The organism is Catenulispora pinistramenti, assembly GCF_018274385.1.
GTDB lineage: Bacteria > Actinomycetota > Actinomycetes > Streptomycetales > Catenulisporaceae > Catenulispora > Catenulispora pinistramenti.
Genome location: NZ_JAAFYZ010000210.1, coordinates 1 through 19857, shown reverse-complemented (window position 1 = coordinate 19857; position 19857 = coordinate 1). Strand labels below are relative to the sequence as shown.

Genomic DNA, 19857 nt, shown 5'->3' with positions numbered 1-19857 from the left:
GGGTCACTTCTTGTTGATGCTGTCGGCGATCGCCTGGTCCATGCCGATGATGCTGTTGGCGATGCTGGTGAACTGCTGGGAGAACGAGCTGATGGTGTGGACGGCGTTTACCAGCGAGGTGTTGAAGCTCTGGTAGGCGGTCTTGAACGCCGGGCTGGACTGGGTCAGGAACAGGCCGCCGTCTCGCGAGCCCAGCAGGCCGTTGACCGAGGCCATGAGGTTGTTCAGCTCGGGGATGATGATCGCGACCTGTGAGTCCAGCTGCGAGGTCGCGGTCTTGATGTCGTCGCTGTTGACGTTGACGTTGCTGACCATGGGGTTCGCCTTTCGTGGGGGACTTGTTCGCGGGGGACTTGTTCGTCGGGGCCGGTGGATCAGCGCCGGTTGGATCAGATGAGTGCGTGGCCACCGCCGCCGGTGCCGCGCGGGACTCCGCCGGTGCCCTGGCCGTCGCCCTTGTCCTTCGGGTCCGGCACGTTGACGCGGTGCCGGTCGCCGGGTTTGCTGGCGTCCCCGGTCCACTTGTAGGTGCTGGTCGAGCCGTCGGTGTTCTTGGTGTCGGAGGTCCACAGCGCGTTGCTGCCGTCGGGGTTGGCGGTGCAGGAGGAGGTCTCGGTGGTGCCGTCGGCGTGGGTGATGTGGCTTGTGTAGTTGAACGGGTGGTCCGGGTAGAGCGTGGTGCTCTCGGTGTAGGTGCCGCCGTCGTAGGTCACCGTGGTGTCCTCCTGGGTGACCGGGTTCTGCGCGTTCGTCGGCGGGTTCGGGCCGTCGTTGGCGTCCAGGACGCCGTGGTCCATCGTCTTGACGGTCGTGGTCATCGACACCGCGCCGGCGTCGAATGCCTTGGCGTCGCTGAGCAGGTTCGGGAAGGGGGCCTTGTCGCCGTCGGTGAGGACGTTCAGGCCGAACAGCGAGTTGTTGAAGTCCGAGGTGTTCGTGTACGCCATCGGCACGGCGCCGGGGTCCTGCGGGACCGGGCTGCCCTGGCCCCACATCGGGATGTGGTTGGTGACCGGGTTGCCGTTCTCGTCGTACGTGATGAACGTGGTCTCGTCGTCCTTGGTCCGCTGGTAGTGCTGGAAGGCGGCCTCTTTCCCGATCCAGGCGTTCAGCAGGTACTGGTAGTTCTGGTAGTTGACGCTCGCGGCCACGCCGAGGTCGTTGTCCAGGAACTGCAGGGCCACGGTCCGGAAGGTCTGGGACAGGTTCCCGAGTTTGGTCTTCGCGTCGCTCGCGATGTCGGTGAACCGGTTGTAGAAGTCGTACAGCTTCTCGTTCAGGTGCGCGTTGCCGCTGCCGCTGAAGTCGCCGCCGTAGATGGTGGTGCCCTCCATGTGGCTGTCGGTGATGTTGGTCTTGAACGCCGACAGCGTCGCGTCGAGGTGGTCCTTCAGCTGGTCCATGTTGTCGGCAGCCGTTTTGAGCTGCGTGTAGTCGATCTGGATCTTCACGCCGGAAGCCAGCTGCGTCGGGTCGTCGTCCGCCAAGGCCTGTCCCCTTCCCTTCGCTTCCCCTCGCCTCAACCGGTGGTACGCACCGGCCGCCGGAAAAGGTTCTCGGTTCCGGCACCGGATCGGGCGAACCATCCGCGGGCCCGGATGCGTACCCCCGTTCGGAACACCGCGACGAACCTGAGGAGGCCGCGTGGCCCGGCCCACAGACTGGTCCAAGCTCGGACTGGACCAGGACCCCACGCCCGGGGACCAGCCCACGATGGCGGCGGTGTGCAAGGCGCTGGACAGCATCAAGGACAGCGCCGACCAGATGGAGGTGACGATCAACGCGATCGTCAAGAACGTCGACGGCGGGTGGACCGGCAAGTCCGCCGACGCGCTGCGCGGGCAGATCAGCGACCAGCTCCAGAAGTTCTTCCGCGGCATGCAGCAGTGCATGGACGAGGCCGCGCCGGCCCTGCACACCTATCTCAATGCCCTGGCCCAGCACCAGAGCGACGCCGACACCGCGCTGACCAAGGCCCAGGGCCTGCCGGACAAGGACCCCGGCCTGACGCAGTACACGAACGCCGCGAAACAGGCCGGGACCGACCTGACCGCGGCGGCCAACACCGCGGCCTCGGCGATCGCCGACGCGCAGGGCAAGCTGGCCAGCGCGCTGACCTCCTCGGAGATCTTCTGGGAGGCGTTCCAGTGGCTGGCGCTGGCCCTGGGCATCCTCGGGCTGATCTTCGGCGGCCCGCTGGCGATCGTGGCCTGGATGGCGAACATCGCGCTGTTCATCAAGACCATCGTCGACTTCGCCAAGGGCGACGCCAACTTCCTCGGCCTGTTCCTGAGCTTCCTGGGCATCGTCGCCCCGATGACCCGCGGCATCGGCGGCGACATCGCGAACATGCTGAAGAACGGGATGATCAAGATCATCGGGGCCGCCGACCGGTTCGGCGGCGGCGTGGTGAACGTGTTCGAGCACATCCAGACCCTGCTCGTGGACTTCACCACGATCGGGCTGATCGGCTCGATCAAGGTGATCGGCGCGCTGGCCCTCAAGGGCGGGATGTGGGTCTTCGACAAGGTCCTGACGTTCCCGAACGTGATCGGCAAGATCGCCGTGCTGACCTTCGACAAGTTCACGATGGTCGACGAGTTCCTGGTCACCGGGATCAAGTACCTGGGCGAAGGGATCAGCAAGGGCGTCGACTTCGTGCTGACCGAGATCGGCACCGGCCGGTTCGTCCGGCTGTTCCTGCCGGTGACCAAGGACGAGTTCACGGCCCTGGACTTCACCGGCGCGCTGTGGCGCTCCTTCGAGCGCACCCTGCCGGGCATCGTGACGGTGGACAAGATGCTCGACGACAAGTTCACGCTCTTCCAGCTCACCAAGGGCCTGAACCTGTCCGGCGACATGCTCGCCAAGATCGTGGTCGACGTGAAGGCCATGCACGACTTCAAGCCCGACGCGGGTACCACCTGGGTGCAGATGCCCAACGGCACGCTCCTGGTCCCGGACAAGTTCCTGACCGCGGTCAAGATCAACGACATCGACACCATCAACTCCCTGGTCAAGAACGGCCTTCCGGACACCCACCTGGACCTGGGCAACCTGGGCAATCTCGGCAAGCTCCCGATCACCGGCTCCGGCGCGGTGCCGATCCACGGCATCGAGATGCTGGACGGCGCCTTCAAGCCGATCGAGATCAGCAACCTGACCCACGCCGAGAGCATCGCGGTGGTGAAGATCGGCGACGACATCTCGCTCAGCGCCGTCGCCAAGGAGCTCGGGGTCACGAAGGTGCCCGCGGTCACCGGCGTGGAGCACCTGGCCGGCGTCGACCTGAACACCGCGCTGCCGCGGGTCGAACTGAGCACCGCCAAGCTCGGCGAGGTCGCCGTGGCCCCGATCCACGACGTGCTCAGCCTGGTCAAGAACGCCGACGCCAAGGGCGCGAACCTCGCCGAGCAGTCGATGGCCGACGTCAAGGCGCTGACCGGCGACGTCGATCACAGCCTGGCCGGCGCGACCGGCGCGCTGCACGGCGTGGGCATGGAGAACGTCGCGGTCCGGGCCGAACCGATCGCGGTGGCCGCCCCGAACGGCGTCATCTCCCTGACCGACCACCTGGCGCTCGGCAAGCAGGCCTTCGACCAGCAGGTCGCGCTCTACACCGGCAAGGTCGGCCCGGACGCGCTGAACAAGATCGGGACCGACTTCCTGGCCCAGATCAAGGACGTGCACACCGGCTGGCGCGATCCGCGAGTGGTCGATCCCCGGCTGTCCGACCTCCAGGTCGACCGGCTGATCGGCAATCTGCCCAAGCAGTTCTCCCGGCAGTTCGAGCGGACCGGCTGGATCGACGGCATCGGCAGGGAGATCCGGGACGACCCCGGCTACGGCCACCTGAGCATCGACGGCAAGGTCAAGTTCGACCTGGAGATCGACGCCCGGATCGGGGCCGGGTTCGACCGGGCCTGGTCGGGCAAGAACGCCGCCTTCGCTCCCGGCGTCGACATGTCCGCCCTCAAGCAGACCCTGCGCGCCGACCTGCAGAACGCGCTCGGCAAGGCGATGGAGCGCGACGACTGGATGCGCAGGGTCGGCGTGGCGTTCGAGCACGGGCTCGGCGAGAACGCCGAGATCGCGGGCAAGCTGCCGCCGGCCGAGCTCGCGCAGATCCGCCAGGACATCCTGGGCAGCGCCGACCAGCTCTTCCACAACGCCAAGGCCAACGACCTGAAGTTCACCCCGCAGATCCAGGCCGGGCTGGCCCACGCCCTGACCCACGGCCTGGAGGACAAACTGGTCGACCAGCTGGTCAAGGTCTCCAAGATCAACACCAACGGGCTCAAGGGCCGGGGCATCGCCTCCGACTGGGCCACCGCGAACCCGCACGGCGCGGCACTGCTCGGCGACGCCGGCTTCCAGAAGCTCTTCCAGGACCTGACCCAGGACCTGCGCAAGATCCCGCCGGGTTCGCGGCCCCAGATCTACAACCAGGTGCTCAAGAACTTCGAGGGCCGGATCGGGCTGGAGGCCGACCTGCGCACCGTGCTGGCCGACGCGGCGCACGCCTTCGACGGCGCCCCGGCCGACGCCGCCAAGTTCCGCGAGACCGTCGTGGTGGACTACCTGTCCACGCACAGCCTGCCCAACGGTATGCCGCACGGCATGACCCCGGACGTGGCGAAGAACTGGCTGTCCTGGGAGAAGGACAACGGCGACGTCTTCGGCAACACCCTGGGCCACCTGCACCCGATCGACAAGGACACCGCCTGGAGCCAGACCCGCATCGATCTGGCGAAGGACTTCCAGCCGAAGATCCAGCTGGAGAAGCAGATCGCGCCGAAGATCGACATCGCGATCGGCAAGCTGGACGACAAGATCGACCAGTGGGGCGAGGACCACGGCCCGGTCGCACCCGCCGACTTGAAGGCGCTGAAGGACGAGTTCGACAAGGCCTTGCGGGACGCGGGCCCGGCGGTCCTGAACGACCAGGCGGCCTTCGGCAAACTCACCGCGAACCTGCTCGACGGCGCCGACCACCGGCTGGCCTCCGGCCCCGAGGCGGCGGCGCTCAAGGGACAGGCGAACCTGAAGTTCCAGGACGGGATCAAGGGCTGGGCCGCCGAGACCGGGAAGACCCCCGCGTTCTTCGGCTTCACCAAGATCACCGAGGACTTCGACGCGCACCTCGCGGATCTGCTCGGCGGGGCGCGCCGCGGCCTCGGCGACGGCGGCGGCCTGGACGTCGCGGCGTTCGGCAAGGGCCTGGACGACTACCTCACCGGCCTGGGCGCGAAGCTCGACAAGGAGGCCGGACTCGGCAAGATCGAGGCCGACGCGTTCGAGAAGGCCTACGGGGACTGGCTCGGCCACGACGTCCCGATCGACGCCGGGCTCTCCGCCGACCGCCTCACCGACCTGGCCACGGAGTTCCGGAACATCTCCCGGAACCTCACCGACCATCTGGGCGGGGCCGAGGCGAAGCCGATCATCGACGCCCTGGCCGACCACCTGCCGTCGCGCTTCGATCTGGAACTGCGGATCTCCTCGCGCCTGGACGCCGCCGGCGAGGGGTTCGACCGCGGCTTGCAGGACTGGCACGGCCCGGCCGGGCTGCGCGATCTGACCGACGGCGACCTCGGCCGGGTCCGCGAGGAGTTCGACGCCGACGCCAAGGAGGCGTCGAAGATCCCTGACACGTTCTGGACCGGTGCCGGCGGGGACGCCAAGGCGATCCGCTCGGTGCTGGCCGGGATCGACGGCCGGCTCGGCACCCTGGTCTCGGCCGTCCCCGGCCGCCTGGACTTCGAGGCGCGCCTGCTCGACGAGCTGTCGCACGCCCCCGAACTGCTCGGCGACGGCGCGAAGTTCGACCACCTCGCGCAGCAGTTCCGGGTGGAGTTCACGCACGGGTTCCACGACGTGTGGGGCAACGGCCGCGACGCCGACGGCTGGCTGGCCAAGGAACAGCAGGGCGCTGATGTGTTCACCAACGGGCCCGGCGCGCGGATTCCGAAGACGTCGCTGGAAGTGCAGCCTTATGACGCGCGGCCGTTGGACAGCCGGCCGGTTGTTCCCCAGCCGCACCCGGAGTCCTCGCCGATCGCCGGGACGTGGGCCCGGTCGGGCGACATGGGCGGCTGGAACGCGGCTTGGCACGGCGAGGTCGACGAGATGTTCACCGGCAAGGGCATCTTCAGCATCGGCACGGTCAAGGACGGCAAGGCCGTCGGCGGCAACGGGCTCATCACCAAGCTGTACAACAAGCTCGACCAGGACGGAAAGGTCCAGCTGAAAGCCGACCTCGACGCGCTGCACACGAGCCTGGCCGATCCGGGGAAGTCCTCGATCGACGCCCGGCCGCTGCTCGGCAACCTCTTCGACCACCACATCAAGATCAACCCCAAGACCGGCCGGCCGGCCGGGAGCGCGTTCCCGTCCTCGGCGTTGAACGACGCCCTGGAATCGGTCAACGCCAAGCTCATCGCCGAGGTGCGCGGAGGTGACGGCGGCCTGCGGCCGTGGCCGTTCAACGCCAGCGGGAAGAAGCCCGACTATCTGCTGCCCGGGCCGGACGGCGCGTTCCCGCAGCGCGGCGTGAACGGCGTCGGCGACGACGCCGTGACGTTCTACGCCTCGGTCACGAACGTCGGCGACCACTTGAAGACCGAGGTGAAGAACTTCGCCGACGTCGGCACCGGGGTGCGCGGCTCCGTCGACTCCAAGCTGTTGGCCTACGGCGACAAGAACGTCCGGGTGGTCGTGGACCTCAGCAAGTCGCCGGGGCTCCTCAAGGAAGTCAGCGGCGACTTCGGCCGGCTGGTCGAGCACATCGAGGCTGCCTTCAACGCGCCCTGGACCAACGCCAAACGGCTCATCCAAAGCGATCTGGTCATCCCCGGCCACTTCCTCGGCCAGTCCGATCCGGCGGTCATCACCTTCCGCTTCGACGCGGCCGGGCAGGCGCACATGGATCCCCTGCCCGCCGACTGGGGGAAGGCGATGGACGGCGGATCCGATCATCCGGGTACGGATCCGCATCCGGGCGGTGCCGAGCCCGGCATCGACGGCGACGTGTTCAGCCACCCCGATCTGCCCGGCGGCGGCCGGATCCTGCCCGGCGGCCTGCTGCTGTCGAACCGGCCCGAGGACATCGCGCTGGCCGCGAAGCTGCCGGCCTACGACGGTGTCTTCAAGCTCGTCACGCACTTCGACGACGCCAAGGGCCAGGCCCACGTCAACGACGTCTCGGTGCCGCACAACCTGGTCGCGGGCTACTTCAAGTCCGGGCTGCTGCCCTGGCGCGAGGGCCAGCTGATCGTCGTGGTCGGCTGCGGGGCCGAGGACCTGGCCGCGGCGCTGCGCACCGACCTGCACACCCCGACGGTCGGCGAGACCGACACCTTCGTCATGACGCACGACGGGTTCAACTACACCGGAAAGCCGGACTGGAGCCTGGACGGGCCGAGTCGGCGGATGAACCAGCCGGATTGGCGGCCCACCCCGGATGTGCTCCAAGCCGGTCCCGACGGCGGCGCGCGGTTCAAGCTGTTCCTGCCCGGCGACAAGGAGATCGAGCCCTACCTGCTCGGGTCGGACTTCAACCAGGCCATGCGCCGGCTCGGATTCGATCCGGCCTTGTCCACCTCGACCCTGGACTACCTGGACAAGCTGGCCGCGCATGGCGACGGGCCGGCCGCGGTCCAGGGCGGGCTGAAGGCCTTCGCCGACAAGGTGTTCGCCGCGCACCTGCCGCCGCCGGAGTCGCTGAAAGCGGCTTTGCCGCAGGACGGACATCTCACCGGTATCGGCGTGGACTGGAAGTCCAACGGCATCCCGATCGACCAGGATCTGCGCAGCTATCTGCGGAACCTGACCGGTCTGGAGGCGAAGGACCCGCAGGCCGCGCGGGACTGGCGGCTGACGGCTTTCAAGCAGGACCCTGACATCGGATCGGCGCTGAAGGCCCATCTGTTCCCGGGCGGTACGGCGCCGCGCCGCCTGTACTTCGGCCACAGCGACGCGGGCTCGGTCGCGAACCCGTCGGCCGGACACGACTTCGTGGACGTGATCACGCGGATCGAGCGCGGCGGCACGCCGACCGTGGACATCGTGCACGTCGGTGCCGGCTACGCGGACCACTGGGCGGTCGCGCTGTCCGACACCCGCGCGCTGGGCGACCTCAAGGACCGGTTCGGCGCGGCGGGCGCGTCCGAGATCGACATCGTCCGCTTCGACGACGCGATGGGGTCCGGCGCCCCGGTCGGAACCCTCAACACCGGCGTCACCGACGGCGTCCGCATCCGCCTGACCCTGCTCGGCGACGCCGCGTCGCTCAAGCCGTTCCTCAAGGTCAGCGAGCCGCTGGTGCTGACCACCGGCGCCAAGGGCGCCGGCGACGCGCTGTCCGCTGGAAAGGCACTGCTCTATCAGGGCCCTGACCACGCGGGGCCGGACGGCGGGGCGCACTTCCTGGACCAGCTCGCCGACTGGGGCGCCGCGCTCGGCGGCAAGAACCCGCCGATGAAGAACATGCTGTACGCGTTCGCCAAGCAGGACCTGTTCAAGGACACGTCGGGCCCGACCCGCCTGGGCATCGTCGCGAACCTGGCGAAGATCGACACGCATCTTGCCCAGTGGCGAGACTTCTCCGACCTGATGGCGGTCGGCAACGACGCGAACGTGCGGGCGCTCGGCATGGCCAGCCGGAAGATCTGGGAACAGGGCCCGCATGGTCCGCAGATCCAGGACGCGGTGAACGTCCTGACCGGGCTGGAGGCGCCGACGCTCAAGGACCTGGACGTCTTCGAGAAGTGGATCTCCGGCCTGGTCGGGACCACCGGGACCTGGAGCGCCGACGCCGGCAAGGACATCGACGACCTCATCCACGGGATCGAGAAGCTGATCCTGGGCGACCGCGATGCCGACGTCAGTGTCGATGTCAACGCCGACGTCAATGCCGACGTCAATGCCGACGTCAATGCCGATGTCGCTGCCGATGCCGACGTCAGTGTCGATGTCGTGATGCACGAGCCGACCGACGTGGGCGCCGACGTGCCGGACCTCGAAGTCCACACCCCGATGGAAGCCGAGGTCACACCCACGGGCGCCTACGTCCAGGACAACAAGTTCTTCCACCCGGAGCTGCCGGGCCACGGCTACGTCCTGAACGACAGCCTCCTGCTCTCCAACCGCCCCGCCGACCTTCGCCTCTCGGACGGCGTTCCGCGCTTCGAGGGCGTGTTCCGCCTGATGACGCACTTCGAGAAGCCCTCGGACGAGCTGTTCGTCAACGGCAAGCTGCTGCCGGCCGGGCTGGCGCACGACTTCCTCGTCTCCGGCGTCACCGACTGGCGGCCCGGCATGCCGATCCTGGTGATCGGGTGCGGTGCCGAGGGCGTCGCCGAGATGTTGCGGACCCGGCTGGACGTGCCGACCATCGGCGCCACCCACAACATCAACTCGCTCGACGACCGGCCCGCGCTCACCTTCACCGGCGACGTGCCGCGCGGTGTGGACGTCGTGGACGACATCATCTCGGCGAACCACTTCTGGACCGACGCGCCGAAGGACCTGTCCTCCGATCCGGTGCCGGACGGGAAGGCCAGCTTCAAACTGTTCCTGCCGGGCGACGACGCGGGCGTCTCCTACCCGCTCGGCTCCGACCTGTTCTCGGCGATGAAGCTGCTCGGCCTGCCGCGCTCGGACCTGCACGTCGAGCTGCCCGACCTGGAGATGGCCGACGCGACCGTGTCCTCCTGGGCGCGGGATCTGAACTTCGCGATCGGGGACCGGGACTACCACGTCACGGTCCAGGACGACCCGCACAACCCGGTGCTGCAGAACCCGTTCTTGGTGGCGCCGAACCTCGAGGACCATCTGCACCTCCAGGTGCGGGCGACGACCGGCGACGCGCAGTCGCTCGGCCAGTTCTGCGGCTATCTGTCAGTGCACTGGCTCACCCGGACCGGGCACGATCTCCCGCTCGGGTTCAAGGATCTCGGCGGGCCTGTCCAGGACGACGCCGTGCACACCGTCACGCAGTGGATGACCGGCGACGCGCACGGTGCCCACGGCTCGAACACGATGATCGACGACTACACGGTGGCGGCGCTGAGCGGCGACCGCCCCGCGATCCGGGTGGGGGCCGAGGAATTCCCCATCCGGCTGGCCGGGCTGCCGGACGGGACCCGGATCGTCTTCTCGACGGGCGGCCACGCCAAGGCAGCCGTGCTGCTCGACGGCGGCGGGGTCCGGGTCTACGACCCCGAGGACGGCGGGCTGACGGACTACCCAGACCACCAGAGTCTGCTGGACTCGGCTTTCACGCAGGCCGCCACCACCTTCGTCTTCGAGGACCGGGCCGTCGTGCCGCCGCCCGTGGTGAAGCAGCCCACCACCGACCTCGTCCCTCCGAAGCCCGACCCGGTCACCACCCACCTGACAACCGGCGATTCGGTCACCACCGACCCGGCAACCATCGACCCGGTCAGCACCCACCCGGCAACCACCGACCCGGTCACGACCGACCTGACAACCGGCGACCTGGTCACCACCGGCACCACGGTCCCGGGCGTCGAGCCGGTCTTCGACGTCGACCCGCTGACCCACAACCCGTGGTCCACCCCGGACCCGGACCGCGTCATCACATCGGCCACCGCCTTCGCCGACGCCGTCCACGACATCTCGCCGCCGTCCCCGGCGAACCCCTGGTCGCAGATCACCGTCCTGGACCGGGCCGGCCATCCGAACGGCGACGTCTACGCCATCGACCACCTCAACAGCCGCTGGGTGAAGCTCTCGGCCACCGACCCCGACGGCGCCGCCCACCTGTGGGACGGCACTCGCGGCCCGTACCTGGGCAAGGGCCCGGTCACGATCCGCCCGAACGGCGACATCGCCCTCATCGGCGAGGACAAGAAGCCCTTCTACCTGAAGGAGAACCTGGGCGACGGCCGGTTCGTGGAGGTGTTCCGCGCCCAGGACGGCAAGCGCCACTGGTTCGAATGGCAGGGAGACGGCCCGACCCGGGATCTGCTCTACTCCGGCAAGCGCGTCTACGGCACCAACGCCGACGGCGCCGTCTTCAAGGACTTCTACGAGAACGGCTCGCTGGCCCGCGACTACCGCGTCACGCTCGACAAGGGCCTGATCCGCGCCGAACGCGGCATCGGGAACCTGCGCGGCGTATGGGTCTGGAACCGCTATGACAAGGACGGCAACTTCCTGGCCAAGGGCATCCGCGAGTACGAAGGCAGCGACGGCTGGCACGACACCCTGTCCTTCGGCGAGCCCGGCGCGCGTATCGAGGTGGTCGTCGCCAAGCAGTGGAGCGTCTTCAGCAGATGGAGCCACAGCCTGCACTTCCAGGACCACACCATCGACCTGTTGGACGGCAGGCCCGGCGACCCGATCAAGACCCGCTACACCTACAAGGAGATCTCGCCCCAGGACAAGGAGACCGGCTCCAGCGAGTTCATCGGCCCGAACCGGATCCTGGTGCTCCAGCGGGTCGCCGAGCAGCGCGTCCCGACCTGGTTCGCCAAGCACTTCGCAGAGCTCGACATCCCGAACCGCGGCCTGTTCGGCGGCGTGGACTTCCCGGCCGGCGGTGTGTTCGGCGGGGACAGCCGGTTCCAGCTGTACTCCTGGACCGAGCACGAGATCCTCGCCGAGGGCCCCGGCGCCGCCCCGATCACCGCGCCGGTGCAGCGGGCCGGCGGCATGCGGGTGGCGACCCCGGACGGCTCCACGTTCGACTTCATGACGGTCCACCACGGCGGGATCGGCGAGACCGGCGTCCTGGTGCGCTCGGTGGTGAAGCTGGACGACGGGACCAAGCTGGAGATCGGCAAGAACCTGGACACCGGCAAGTGGGCCTCGGTCGCCGACCTGGCCACCGGTGCGACCGGTGGAGGCGTCCTGAATCGGCTGGACGGCCGCACGCTGAACTGGAAGCAGATCGGCTCCGACAAGAAGGTGATCAGCCAGGGCATCCGGACCTTCGGCCCCGGACATCAGTGGACGGACACGCTCGCCGACGCGCCGCACACCGTCGTCCGCTCCACCGACGACATCGGCAACGTCACCTACCACCTCGGCCAGAACGCCGCGCTGACCCGCGATCCGATCGGCCTGATCATCGATCGCACCGACCACTTCCCGACGGCCCACCCCAATGGCGAAGGCGAGGTGGTCATCGGCAGCGGGAATCCGTTGTCCGGCAAGTGGAAATGGCAGGTCACCGACGTTGACGGGACAGTCGATGAAGGACTGCGGTTCCCGTTCCGCAGCCATCCGGGCCTGGGTAGCTGGGACGACTCGTTCGCCGACTTCAAGATGCTGCCCGGGGCCGCGAAGCCGGTGCTGATCAGGGAGATCCGCGCGCTGGACAAGGGGCGCGGCCTTGCCGCGTACCGACTCGGCGCCGACTGGCACAGCGACATCCGCGGTCTGGACGGCGAGGTGTCCGCCGGCAGCGGCGCCATCCGGCAGTGGAAGCAGACCGACGGCGCGTGGGGCCGCGACCCGAAGCCCGGAACCGATCCCCAGATTTGGCGCGACGTCCCGGTCGCGGACCGCGGGAACCTCATCGACCCGCCGGTGCTGCGCGAGAGCGCGGGCGGCAAGGTCCGGATCTACGCGGACCAGGGCGGCGTGCCGGACCGGAACGTGTGGAAGGAGTTCGACCACGGCGGCAAGTTCCGGACGAAGGACCTCGTCGGTGTCACGGCCGGCGACCGCCCGATCTACCGCGAGACCCACATCGCCTCCGGCCAGTGGATCGAGACCCTGCTCGACGGCACCCGGCTCCGCTACCGGTCGCTGAACGGCTACATCCACATCCGGGACACCTTCGACCGCTGGAGCATCCGGCCGGACTTCGGCGTCGGCGGCGGCTGGCGGACCGGCGGCTGGAAGACCGGCGGGCGCGAGTACGAATACCGGGGCGGCGGCACCGAGTTCCGCGGCTACAACCGCATGTGGCGGGAGCCGAACCGGCTGGAGTACCGGAACATCGACGGTATCGAGGGCAAGTTCGTCAGCCAGGGCCTCCAGCAGGCGCAGAAGGCGATCCTGGACTTCCTCCAGGACTACGCCTTCGACGTCATCGCCAACATCCTGGTCACCGGTGCGAGCAACAACTGGAACTTCTCCGGCGGCGACTGGGGCAAGATCTTCGCCGGCGGCGCCGTCTCCTCCGGGGTGAAGGGCGCGTCCGGGCTGTTGCAGGAGACGCTCCTGAAGAAGATCAAGGACGGCATCGGCAACACGGACAGCGGCAAGTTCTGGGGCCGCTTCCCCTACAACCACGACAAGACCTGGGACAACGAGTGGGCCGGGAACGAGAACCCGCGCCGTTGGCGCTCCGGCCTCTACGACTACAGCGTGAACGGGTTGCTGACCACCGCTATCAGCGGACTGGTCTTGAACGCCTTCAACGCCTCGGTGTTCGGAGTCGGAGCGGACCATGTGAAGGTGTCCGGCCTGGAAGCGCTCCAGGCCGGCGGCCTGGGCATGGCCGGCTCGCTGGTCGGCGGGCTGCTGGCGGTCGGACCGCGCACCGCGCTGCACCAACTCGGTTCGGGCCGCTTCTTCCACCAGGGCGGGATTCCCGATCTTCTGATCACATTCGGCGAAAAGGCTTTCGAGAAGTGGTTCATCGGTGATGTGCTGGCCCCCGGGCTGAACCTGAAGTTCACGCCCCCGCTTTCTTCGTAGTCAGCTCAGGGAAACGGATGACCAAGTGACAGACCCGATACGCGTCTCGGCCGGACGCCGGGGGGACGGTGCCATCGAGGCGGCGGTGCGGACCGCGGAGCCGGGCGCGGTGCTCGTGTTGGAGGCCGGGGAGTATCGCGAGGCCCTGGTGCTGGACCGGCCGCTCAGCTTCGTGGCCGCGGCCGGGGTGCGGGCCGAGCAGATCGTGATCAGGGCGGTTCCCGGGTCGGACGGCCCGGTGCTGACGGTCGCGGCCGACGTGCGGGTGTGGGGCGTGACCATCGACGCCGGAGACGGGACCGGGGTGGCGGTGAGCGTCACCGCCGGCGCCCCCGAGTTCGGCCGCTGCGCCGTGCTGAAGGGGCGCATCGAGGCCTCGGGCGACGCGGCGCCGGCGTTCCGCGAGTGCACCCTGTCCGAGAGCCCGGCCGTCGGCGTGCTGGCCGCCGACCGGAGCCGGGTCACGCTGGAGCGCTGTCAGATCCGGGACAGCGGCGGTCTGGGCGTGGCCGGGGTGGACGACGCGGAGCTGCGGATCACCGACTCCGGCGTCACCGCGTCCGCCGGGATCGGCTTGCGGCTGCTGGGGAACGCGGCCGCGCAGGTGACGAACTCGACCTTCGAGCAGGTGGCCGAAGCGGCGGTCCAGATCGAGGGGGCGTCCCGGCTGACGATGTCCGGGAGCCGCGTCACCGGGACCGGCCGCACCGGCGTCTTCGCCGGCGGCACCGCCACGCTGGAACTGAACGACTGCGAAGTCACCGAAGCGACCGGCAGCGGTATCGCCTGCCGGCAGCAGGCCCGCGGCTCCGTGTCCGGCACCACGGTGCGGGACGTCGGCGGCAACGGGATCATCGCCGGCGGCGACGCGGAGCTGACGCTGGCCGGCTGCCGGGTCGAGCGGTCGGCGTTCAGCGCCTACCACGCGGACGACCGGGCATCGCTCAGCGCCGAGGACTGCCACGTCCAGGACACCCCGGAGCACGGGTTCCGGGCGGCCGGCCGGGCCCTGCTGCGGATCGAGGGCGGCACGGTCACCGGGGCCGCGATGAGCGGGATCCACATGGACGGCGCGAGCGATGCCGAGGTGTCGCGGTGCGAGATCTCCTCGGCCCGGGTCGGGGTGGCGATCCAGACCCGTCGCAGGCCCCTGTTCCGGCTGGTCTCCGTCACCGACACCGAGCGGGCCGGCTTCGAGATCGGCAAGGGCAGCAACCCGATCCTGTCCTCCTGCCACATCACCGACGCCGGTTCGGCGGGCGTCTACGTCGACACCGGCAGCTCCGCGCGGATCGAGGACTGCGAGATCACCGATCCGGCCGGCAGCGGTGTGGTGGTGTGGGAGGGTGCCTCGCCGACTGTGACCGCCCTGATGGTCTCCGGCTCCGGGAAGAACGGCATCTACGTCAAGGACGGCGGGCACGGCCTGTTCGACCGCTGCACCGTTTCGGCCAGCGAGTTCCCGGCGCTGCACGTCGGGTCCGAGGCGGACCCGGTGTTCCGGGCGTGCCGGATCCGGGACGTGAACGAGGATCTGGCGCTCGGCGAGGACGCGCGACCGGTGTTCGAGGACTGCGTCACCGAGAACGTGAAGATCTCGACGCTGCCCGTCTCCGGCGTTGTGGTCACGGCCTCCTCTTCCGCTGCCTCCTCGTCTTCCTCTTCCTCCGCCGACGCGGCGGACGGCTCTTCGGAGAGCGGGGCCGAAGACGACAGCACAAGCCCGGAGACCATTGATGACCTGCTCGCCGAACTGAACTCGCTGATCGGCCTGGCCCGGGTGAAGCAGGACGTGGCCGCGCTGGTCAACCTGATGCGCATGGTGAAGCGCCGCACCGAGGCCGGCCTGGCCCCGCCGCCGCTGAGCCGGCACCTGGTCTTCGCCGGCAACCCCGGCACCGGCAAGACCACGATCGCCCGGCTCTACGGCAGGATCCTGACAGTCCTGGGCATGCTGGAGTCCGGCCACCTGGTCGAGGCCGACCGCGGCACCCTGGTCGGCGAGTACGTCGGACACACCGCCCCGAAGACCACCGCGGTCTTCCGCCGCGCACTTGGCGGCGTCCTGTTCATTGATGAGGCCTACGCCCTGGTCCCGGCCGGCATGTCCAACGACTTCGGCCAGGAGGCGATCGCCACCCTGGTCAAGCTGATGGAGGACCACCGCGACGACGTGGTCGTGATCGTCGCCGGCTACCCCGAGGACATGAACCGGTTCATCTCGGTGAACCCCGGCCTGGCCTCCCGCTTCTCCCGCACGCTGAACTTCGAGGACTACACCCCGGACGAACTTGTCGAGATCGTCGACCACCAGACCAAGACGCACCAGTACGAGCTGACGCTGGCGGCCAAGGCGGCGCTGGCGGCGTACTTCTCGACCGTGAAGAAGGGCGCCGGTTTCGGCAACGGCCGTGCCGCCCGGCAGGTGTTCCAGCAGATGACCGAACTGCACGCGCAGCGGGTCGCGGGGATGACCGACGTGTCCGCCGAGGACCTGTTCCACCTGCGCGCGGAGGATGTGCCCGGGTAGCCGCGCCGGGGTCGTCGCCGTGCCGAGCGCGGACCGTCAGACATGCAACCCCACGTACTGCGAGTGCGTGCAACGTGTTTGAAAGGTTCTGCGGCTTGGTGACGAAGGGACTTGCGCATGAGCGAAGAGACGACGCCCGGTTCGGACTCGGACGGGTCATCGGTCGGGCCACCGGGCCGGTCGTCATTCGAAGCCGTGTACGCGGCCACCGCTCCGCGGCTGATCCACCAGCTCTATCTCGTCATCGGCGACTTGTCCGAGGCCCAGGACTGCGTGCAGGAGGCGTATGCCCGGGCCTGGAGCCGGTGGGACCGGATCACCGCGACCGGCGGCGGCGATCCGGTCGGCTGGGTCAAGACCACCGCGTACCGGTTGGCCGTCTCCCGCTGGCGGCACTTCTCCGCGGGACTGCGGGCCCTGCGCCGGCACGGCGTGACCGGCGACCCGCAAGGCCCGAACCCGGACACCGTCGCGGTGCGCGACGCGCTGGCCGCGCTGCCGATGAACCAGCGGATGGCGCTGGTGCTCTACCACATCGGTGATCTGACGGTCGACGAGATCGCCGCCCAGCTGGACGTGCCGTCCGGCACCGTCAAGGCCCGGCTGGCCCGGGGCCGCAAGGCGCTGGCGACGCTGCTCGCCGACGATCCCGATCCTTCCTCTTCGAACACGGAGGCTTCTTATGTCTGAATACAGCTCTGAATACAGCGATGACATCGGAGCGCTGAGCGGCGGCATTCTCGACCAGACCCGGTCGGAGGACTGGGCCCGTTACACGCCGCGCACGTCCGAGGTGCGGCGGCGCGGTGCGGCGTTGCGGCGCCGACGGCACGTGGCCACCCCGGTGGGTGTCGTCGGGCTGGCGACGGTGCTGGCCGGTGGAGTGGTGTCCATGACCGGCGGCCTGGGGGGCCCGGGAGGCGCCCCGAGCAGCCCGGTGGGCGCAGCCGCCGCATCCGGCGCCTCATCCTCCGACACACCCACGCCTTCCGCGATGTCCAGCGTCCCGAACATCCCCATCCCCAATGCGGACGACGTCCAGAAGATGCTCGAAGGTGCGGTGCAAATCGGATCCGGGACACTCGGCGACCACGCATGGACCGTCAAGGTCGCCGTCTTCGCCTCATCGGCCGACCTCAAGAAGGTGATGCCGGCGGTGCTCCAAGGCGACTTCTCCTCCATCCTGCCCGCCTCGGGCCCGGTCTGGGTCAGGGCCAACTACGACCACGGGATACAGGGCGGCGTAGGCGTGATGGTCCTGCCTGCCCAGCCCTCCGCCATCGCCACCGGCAAGCCCGCCGTAGTCGATCCCTGGTACGCCGCGGACCAGGGCGTCGTCACAACCGTCGTCGACCCCCGCGTCGACCACTACGCGGTGACCTCGGGCGGCACCACGACGACCTACCACACCGTCGAGGTCAAGGGATTCCGCTTCATCACCTTCCCGGTCACCGGCCCGGGTGACGTCACGCGCATCGTGGCGTACGACGCGGCCGGCACTGTCCTGGACCAGGGCGCCGGGCACTACCTGCCTTACGGCGTCTACCCGTACCAGCTGCCGCCTACCGACCCGCGTAAGTCGGTTGGTGCTTGGGGCTGAGCGGTAGGGCCAGATGAGCCGTAGGATCGCCGACATGCCACGGCTGAACTCCTCGCCCGCCGCGCTCGCCGGCTTCCTCGCGGCAGCGGCCGTCACCCACTACGTCGCGCCGCGCCCCTACGACGCGATGGTGCCCCGCTCTCTGCCGGGAAGCCCGCGCGCCTGGACCTACATCAGCGGGGCCGCCGAATTTGCGGTGGCCGCCGCGATCGCGAACCCGGGGTCGCGTCGCCGGGGCGCGCAGGCGGCTGCGGGGCTGTTCGTCGCGGTGTTCCCGGCCAACGTCAAGATGGCCCGCGACTGGCGCGACCGTCCGGCCCCGGCCCGGGCGGCGGCGTTGGGGCGGCTGCCGTTGCAGGTGCCGCTTGTCTGGTGGGCGCTCAAGGTGGCCGGATCTGCTGCCGCCGGGAAGCGCTGACGCTGGGCTTCAGTTCCTCCAGCTCCTCCAGCGTGGTGAGCGCGCTCTCCGCGCTACTCCGCACTCCGCACTCCGCACTCTCCGCGTTCGCTCGTTTGCAACCACCTTGCATCGCAGGGCAGTCTTCACCCGCGAGCAGGTGAACTCCAGACGAATGAAGGCGGGCGAAGATGGCGGAGCGGGGCCTGGGCAGGCGGAGTGCGCTCGCGGCGTTGGCGTCGGGCGTGGCGTTGCCGGTCCTCGCCGGCTGCTCGGACGGCGGCGGCAAGAAGCACAAGGACAAGAGCGCCGAGTCGGCGGACAGCACAGGAACCACCGGCGGCGCGGGCGGCACAGGTAGTACGGGCAGCACCAGCGCAGGTGGCCAGGCCGAGGCCGCGCCCGCGGGTCACGGCGGTCTCAACGTACTGATGATCATCCGGCACGCGGAGAAGCCCACCGGCTCCGGCACGCCGTACGGCCTCACCTCCGACGGTACACAAGACTCGCACTCACTCACCATCCAAGGCTGGACCCGCGCCGGCGCGCTGGCCGCCCTGTTCGACCCGCGCGACGCGGCCGGCAACCCGGTCGCGCTCCGAGCCGGCCTGACCCGCCCCGGTACTGTGGCCGCCTCCGCGCCCGGCACCGGCGGCAGCAACAGCAAGCGTCCCGAGGAGACGGTGACCCCCACGGCCGCGGCCCTCGGCGTCACCCTCTCCACACAGTTCTCGGTCGGCCAGGAAGCCGAGCTCGCCGGCTGGCTGACGGGCCCCACCGGACCCTCGGGACCGACCCTGGTCGCCTGGGAACACCAGCACATCCCGGACATCATCACCCACCTCGGCCCGGTGACACCGGCCCCGCCGAAGTCCTGGCCCGGCGAGCGCTTCGACATCGTCTACGTCTTCACCCGCGTGTCCGGCGGCGGCTGGACCTTCACCCAGGTCCCGCAGATGCTGCTGGCCGGGGACCTGCCGACGCCGATCAGCTAGCGCTGTATCAGGCAACGTTTGCCCGGGAGTTCGCGCTTTGCTCGGGAGTTCGCGATGTGGTTCGCGACGTTGTTCGCGACGTGCCGGTCGGCGGGTGGAGTTTGCTGGGGCTGGAGTTTGTGGGCCGGGTTGCGGTTGGGGTGTGGGTTGAAAGGCTATTTTTACGGCCTTCGGTCATAGTTGTGCCGGTTCGGGGTTCGGGGTGGTGGGTGTGTTTGTCGGCTGCCGGTTCACGCGTTCACAACCCCGCCGCACCTCAGGCCTCTTCAACTCCAGCAAGTTGGGACAAGGGCAAGAGCCAGATCAAAGACCAGATCAACAGCAAGATCAAGAGCTGTGATGAAGGGCCGGGCCTCCGGCGGGCCTCGGCAACCTCAGGGAAACTTGCGCGGTTCCCTCGGGTGGCTGGGTGAGTCTCAGCGGCTGCGGCCTGTGAGGTGGTGCGGTCCGTTCCCCTCGGTCGCGTCGTCAGCCCGGGGGGTACAGCACCGGTGTCCGGGGGTAAAGTCCGCGCGCGGCGGACATGCAGGCAGGCGGCGGTTTCGTATGGCGCGAACTTGACCCCCGGCCACCGGCACTGTAGGCGAAGCCCTGCCGACGCGACCGAGGGGAACGAACCGAAAACCAGCCGGAGAAATACAAAACGCAGGGAACGAGG

General features: G+C 69.1%; 8 protein-coding genes. 6 read left to right on the top strand and 2 right to left on the bottom strand.

All coding sequences use genetic code 11. The features are described from left to right. Positions 1-3 precede the first annotated feature (3 nt). The gene (locus tag KGQ19_RS38625; protein WP_212018726.1) at positions 4-315 is read right to left on the bottom strand and encodes a WXG100 family type VII secretion target; all 312 of its coding nucleotides are present in this window, start codon (positions 313-315) and stop codon (positions 4-6) included. A 74-nt stretch (positions 316-389) separates the two neighbouring features. Continuing rightward, a complete protein-coding gene (locus tag KGQ19_RS38620; RefSeq protein WP_212018724.1) occupies positions 390-1487 on the bottom strand; it encodes a hypothetical protein in 1098 nt (365 codons plus the stop codon). Between the two features lie 157 nt (positions 1488-1644). Between KGQ19_RS38620 and KGQ19_RS38615 the strand changes: the two genes are divergently transcribed. The 6 genes from KGQ19_RS38615 to KGQ19_RS38590 all read left to right on the top strand — a co-directional run bounded on the left by KGQ19_RS38615 (position 1645) and on the right by KGQ19_RS38590 (position 19199). After that, a complete protein-coding gene (locus tag KGQ19_RS38615) occupies positions 1645-13677 on the top strand; it encodes a WXG100 family type VII secretion target (RefSeq protein WP_212018722.1) in 12033 nt (4010 codons plus the stop codon). A gap of 25 nt (positions 13678-13702) precedes the next feature. Beyond that, the gene (locus KGQ19_RS38610) at positions 13703-16207 is read left to right on the top strand and encodes a right-handed parallel beta-helix repeat-containing protein (protein WP_212018720.1); all 2505 of its coding nucleotides are present in this window, start codon (positions 13703-13705) and stop codon (positions 16205-16207) included. A 117-nt stretch (positions 16208-16324) separates the two neighbouring features. Next, on the top strand, positions 16325-16897 hold the full coding sequence (locus KGQ19_RS38605) for a SigE family RNA polymerase sigma factor (protein ID WP_212018718.1): 573 nt from the start codon (positions 16325-16327) through the stop codon (positions 16895-16897). Continuing rightward, on the top strand, positions 16890-17807 hold the full coding sequence (locus KGQ19_RS38600; RefSeq protein WP_212018716.1) for a hypothetical protein: 918 nt from the start codon (positions 16890-16892) through the stop codon (positions 17805-17807). The genes KGQ19_RS38605 and KGQ19_RS38600 overlap by 8 nt, the downstream gene beginning before the upstream one ends. Before the next feature lie 34 nt (positions 17808-17841). Beyond that, positions 17842-18225, top strand: coding sequence for a DoxX family protein (locus KGQ19_RS38595; RefSeq protein WP_212018714.1), 384 nt, complete (start codon positions 17842-17844; stop codon positions 18223-18225). A 170-nt stretch (positions 18226-18395) separates the two neighbouring features. Continuing rightward, entirely contained in the window at positions 18396-19199 is an 804-nt protein-coding gene (locus KGQ19_RS38590) for a hypothetical protein (RefSeq protein ID WP_212018712.1), read from the top strand. Positions 19200-19857 lie beyond the last annotated feature (658 nt).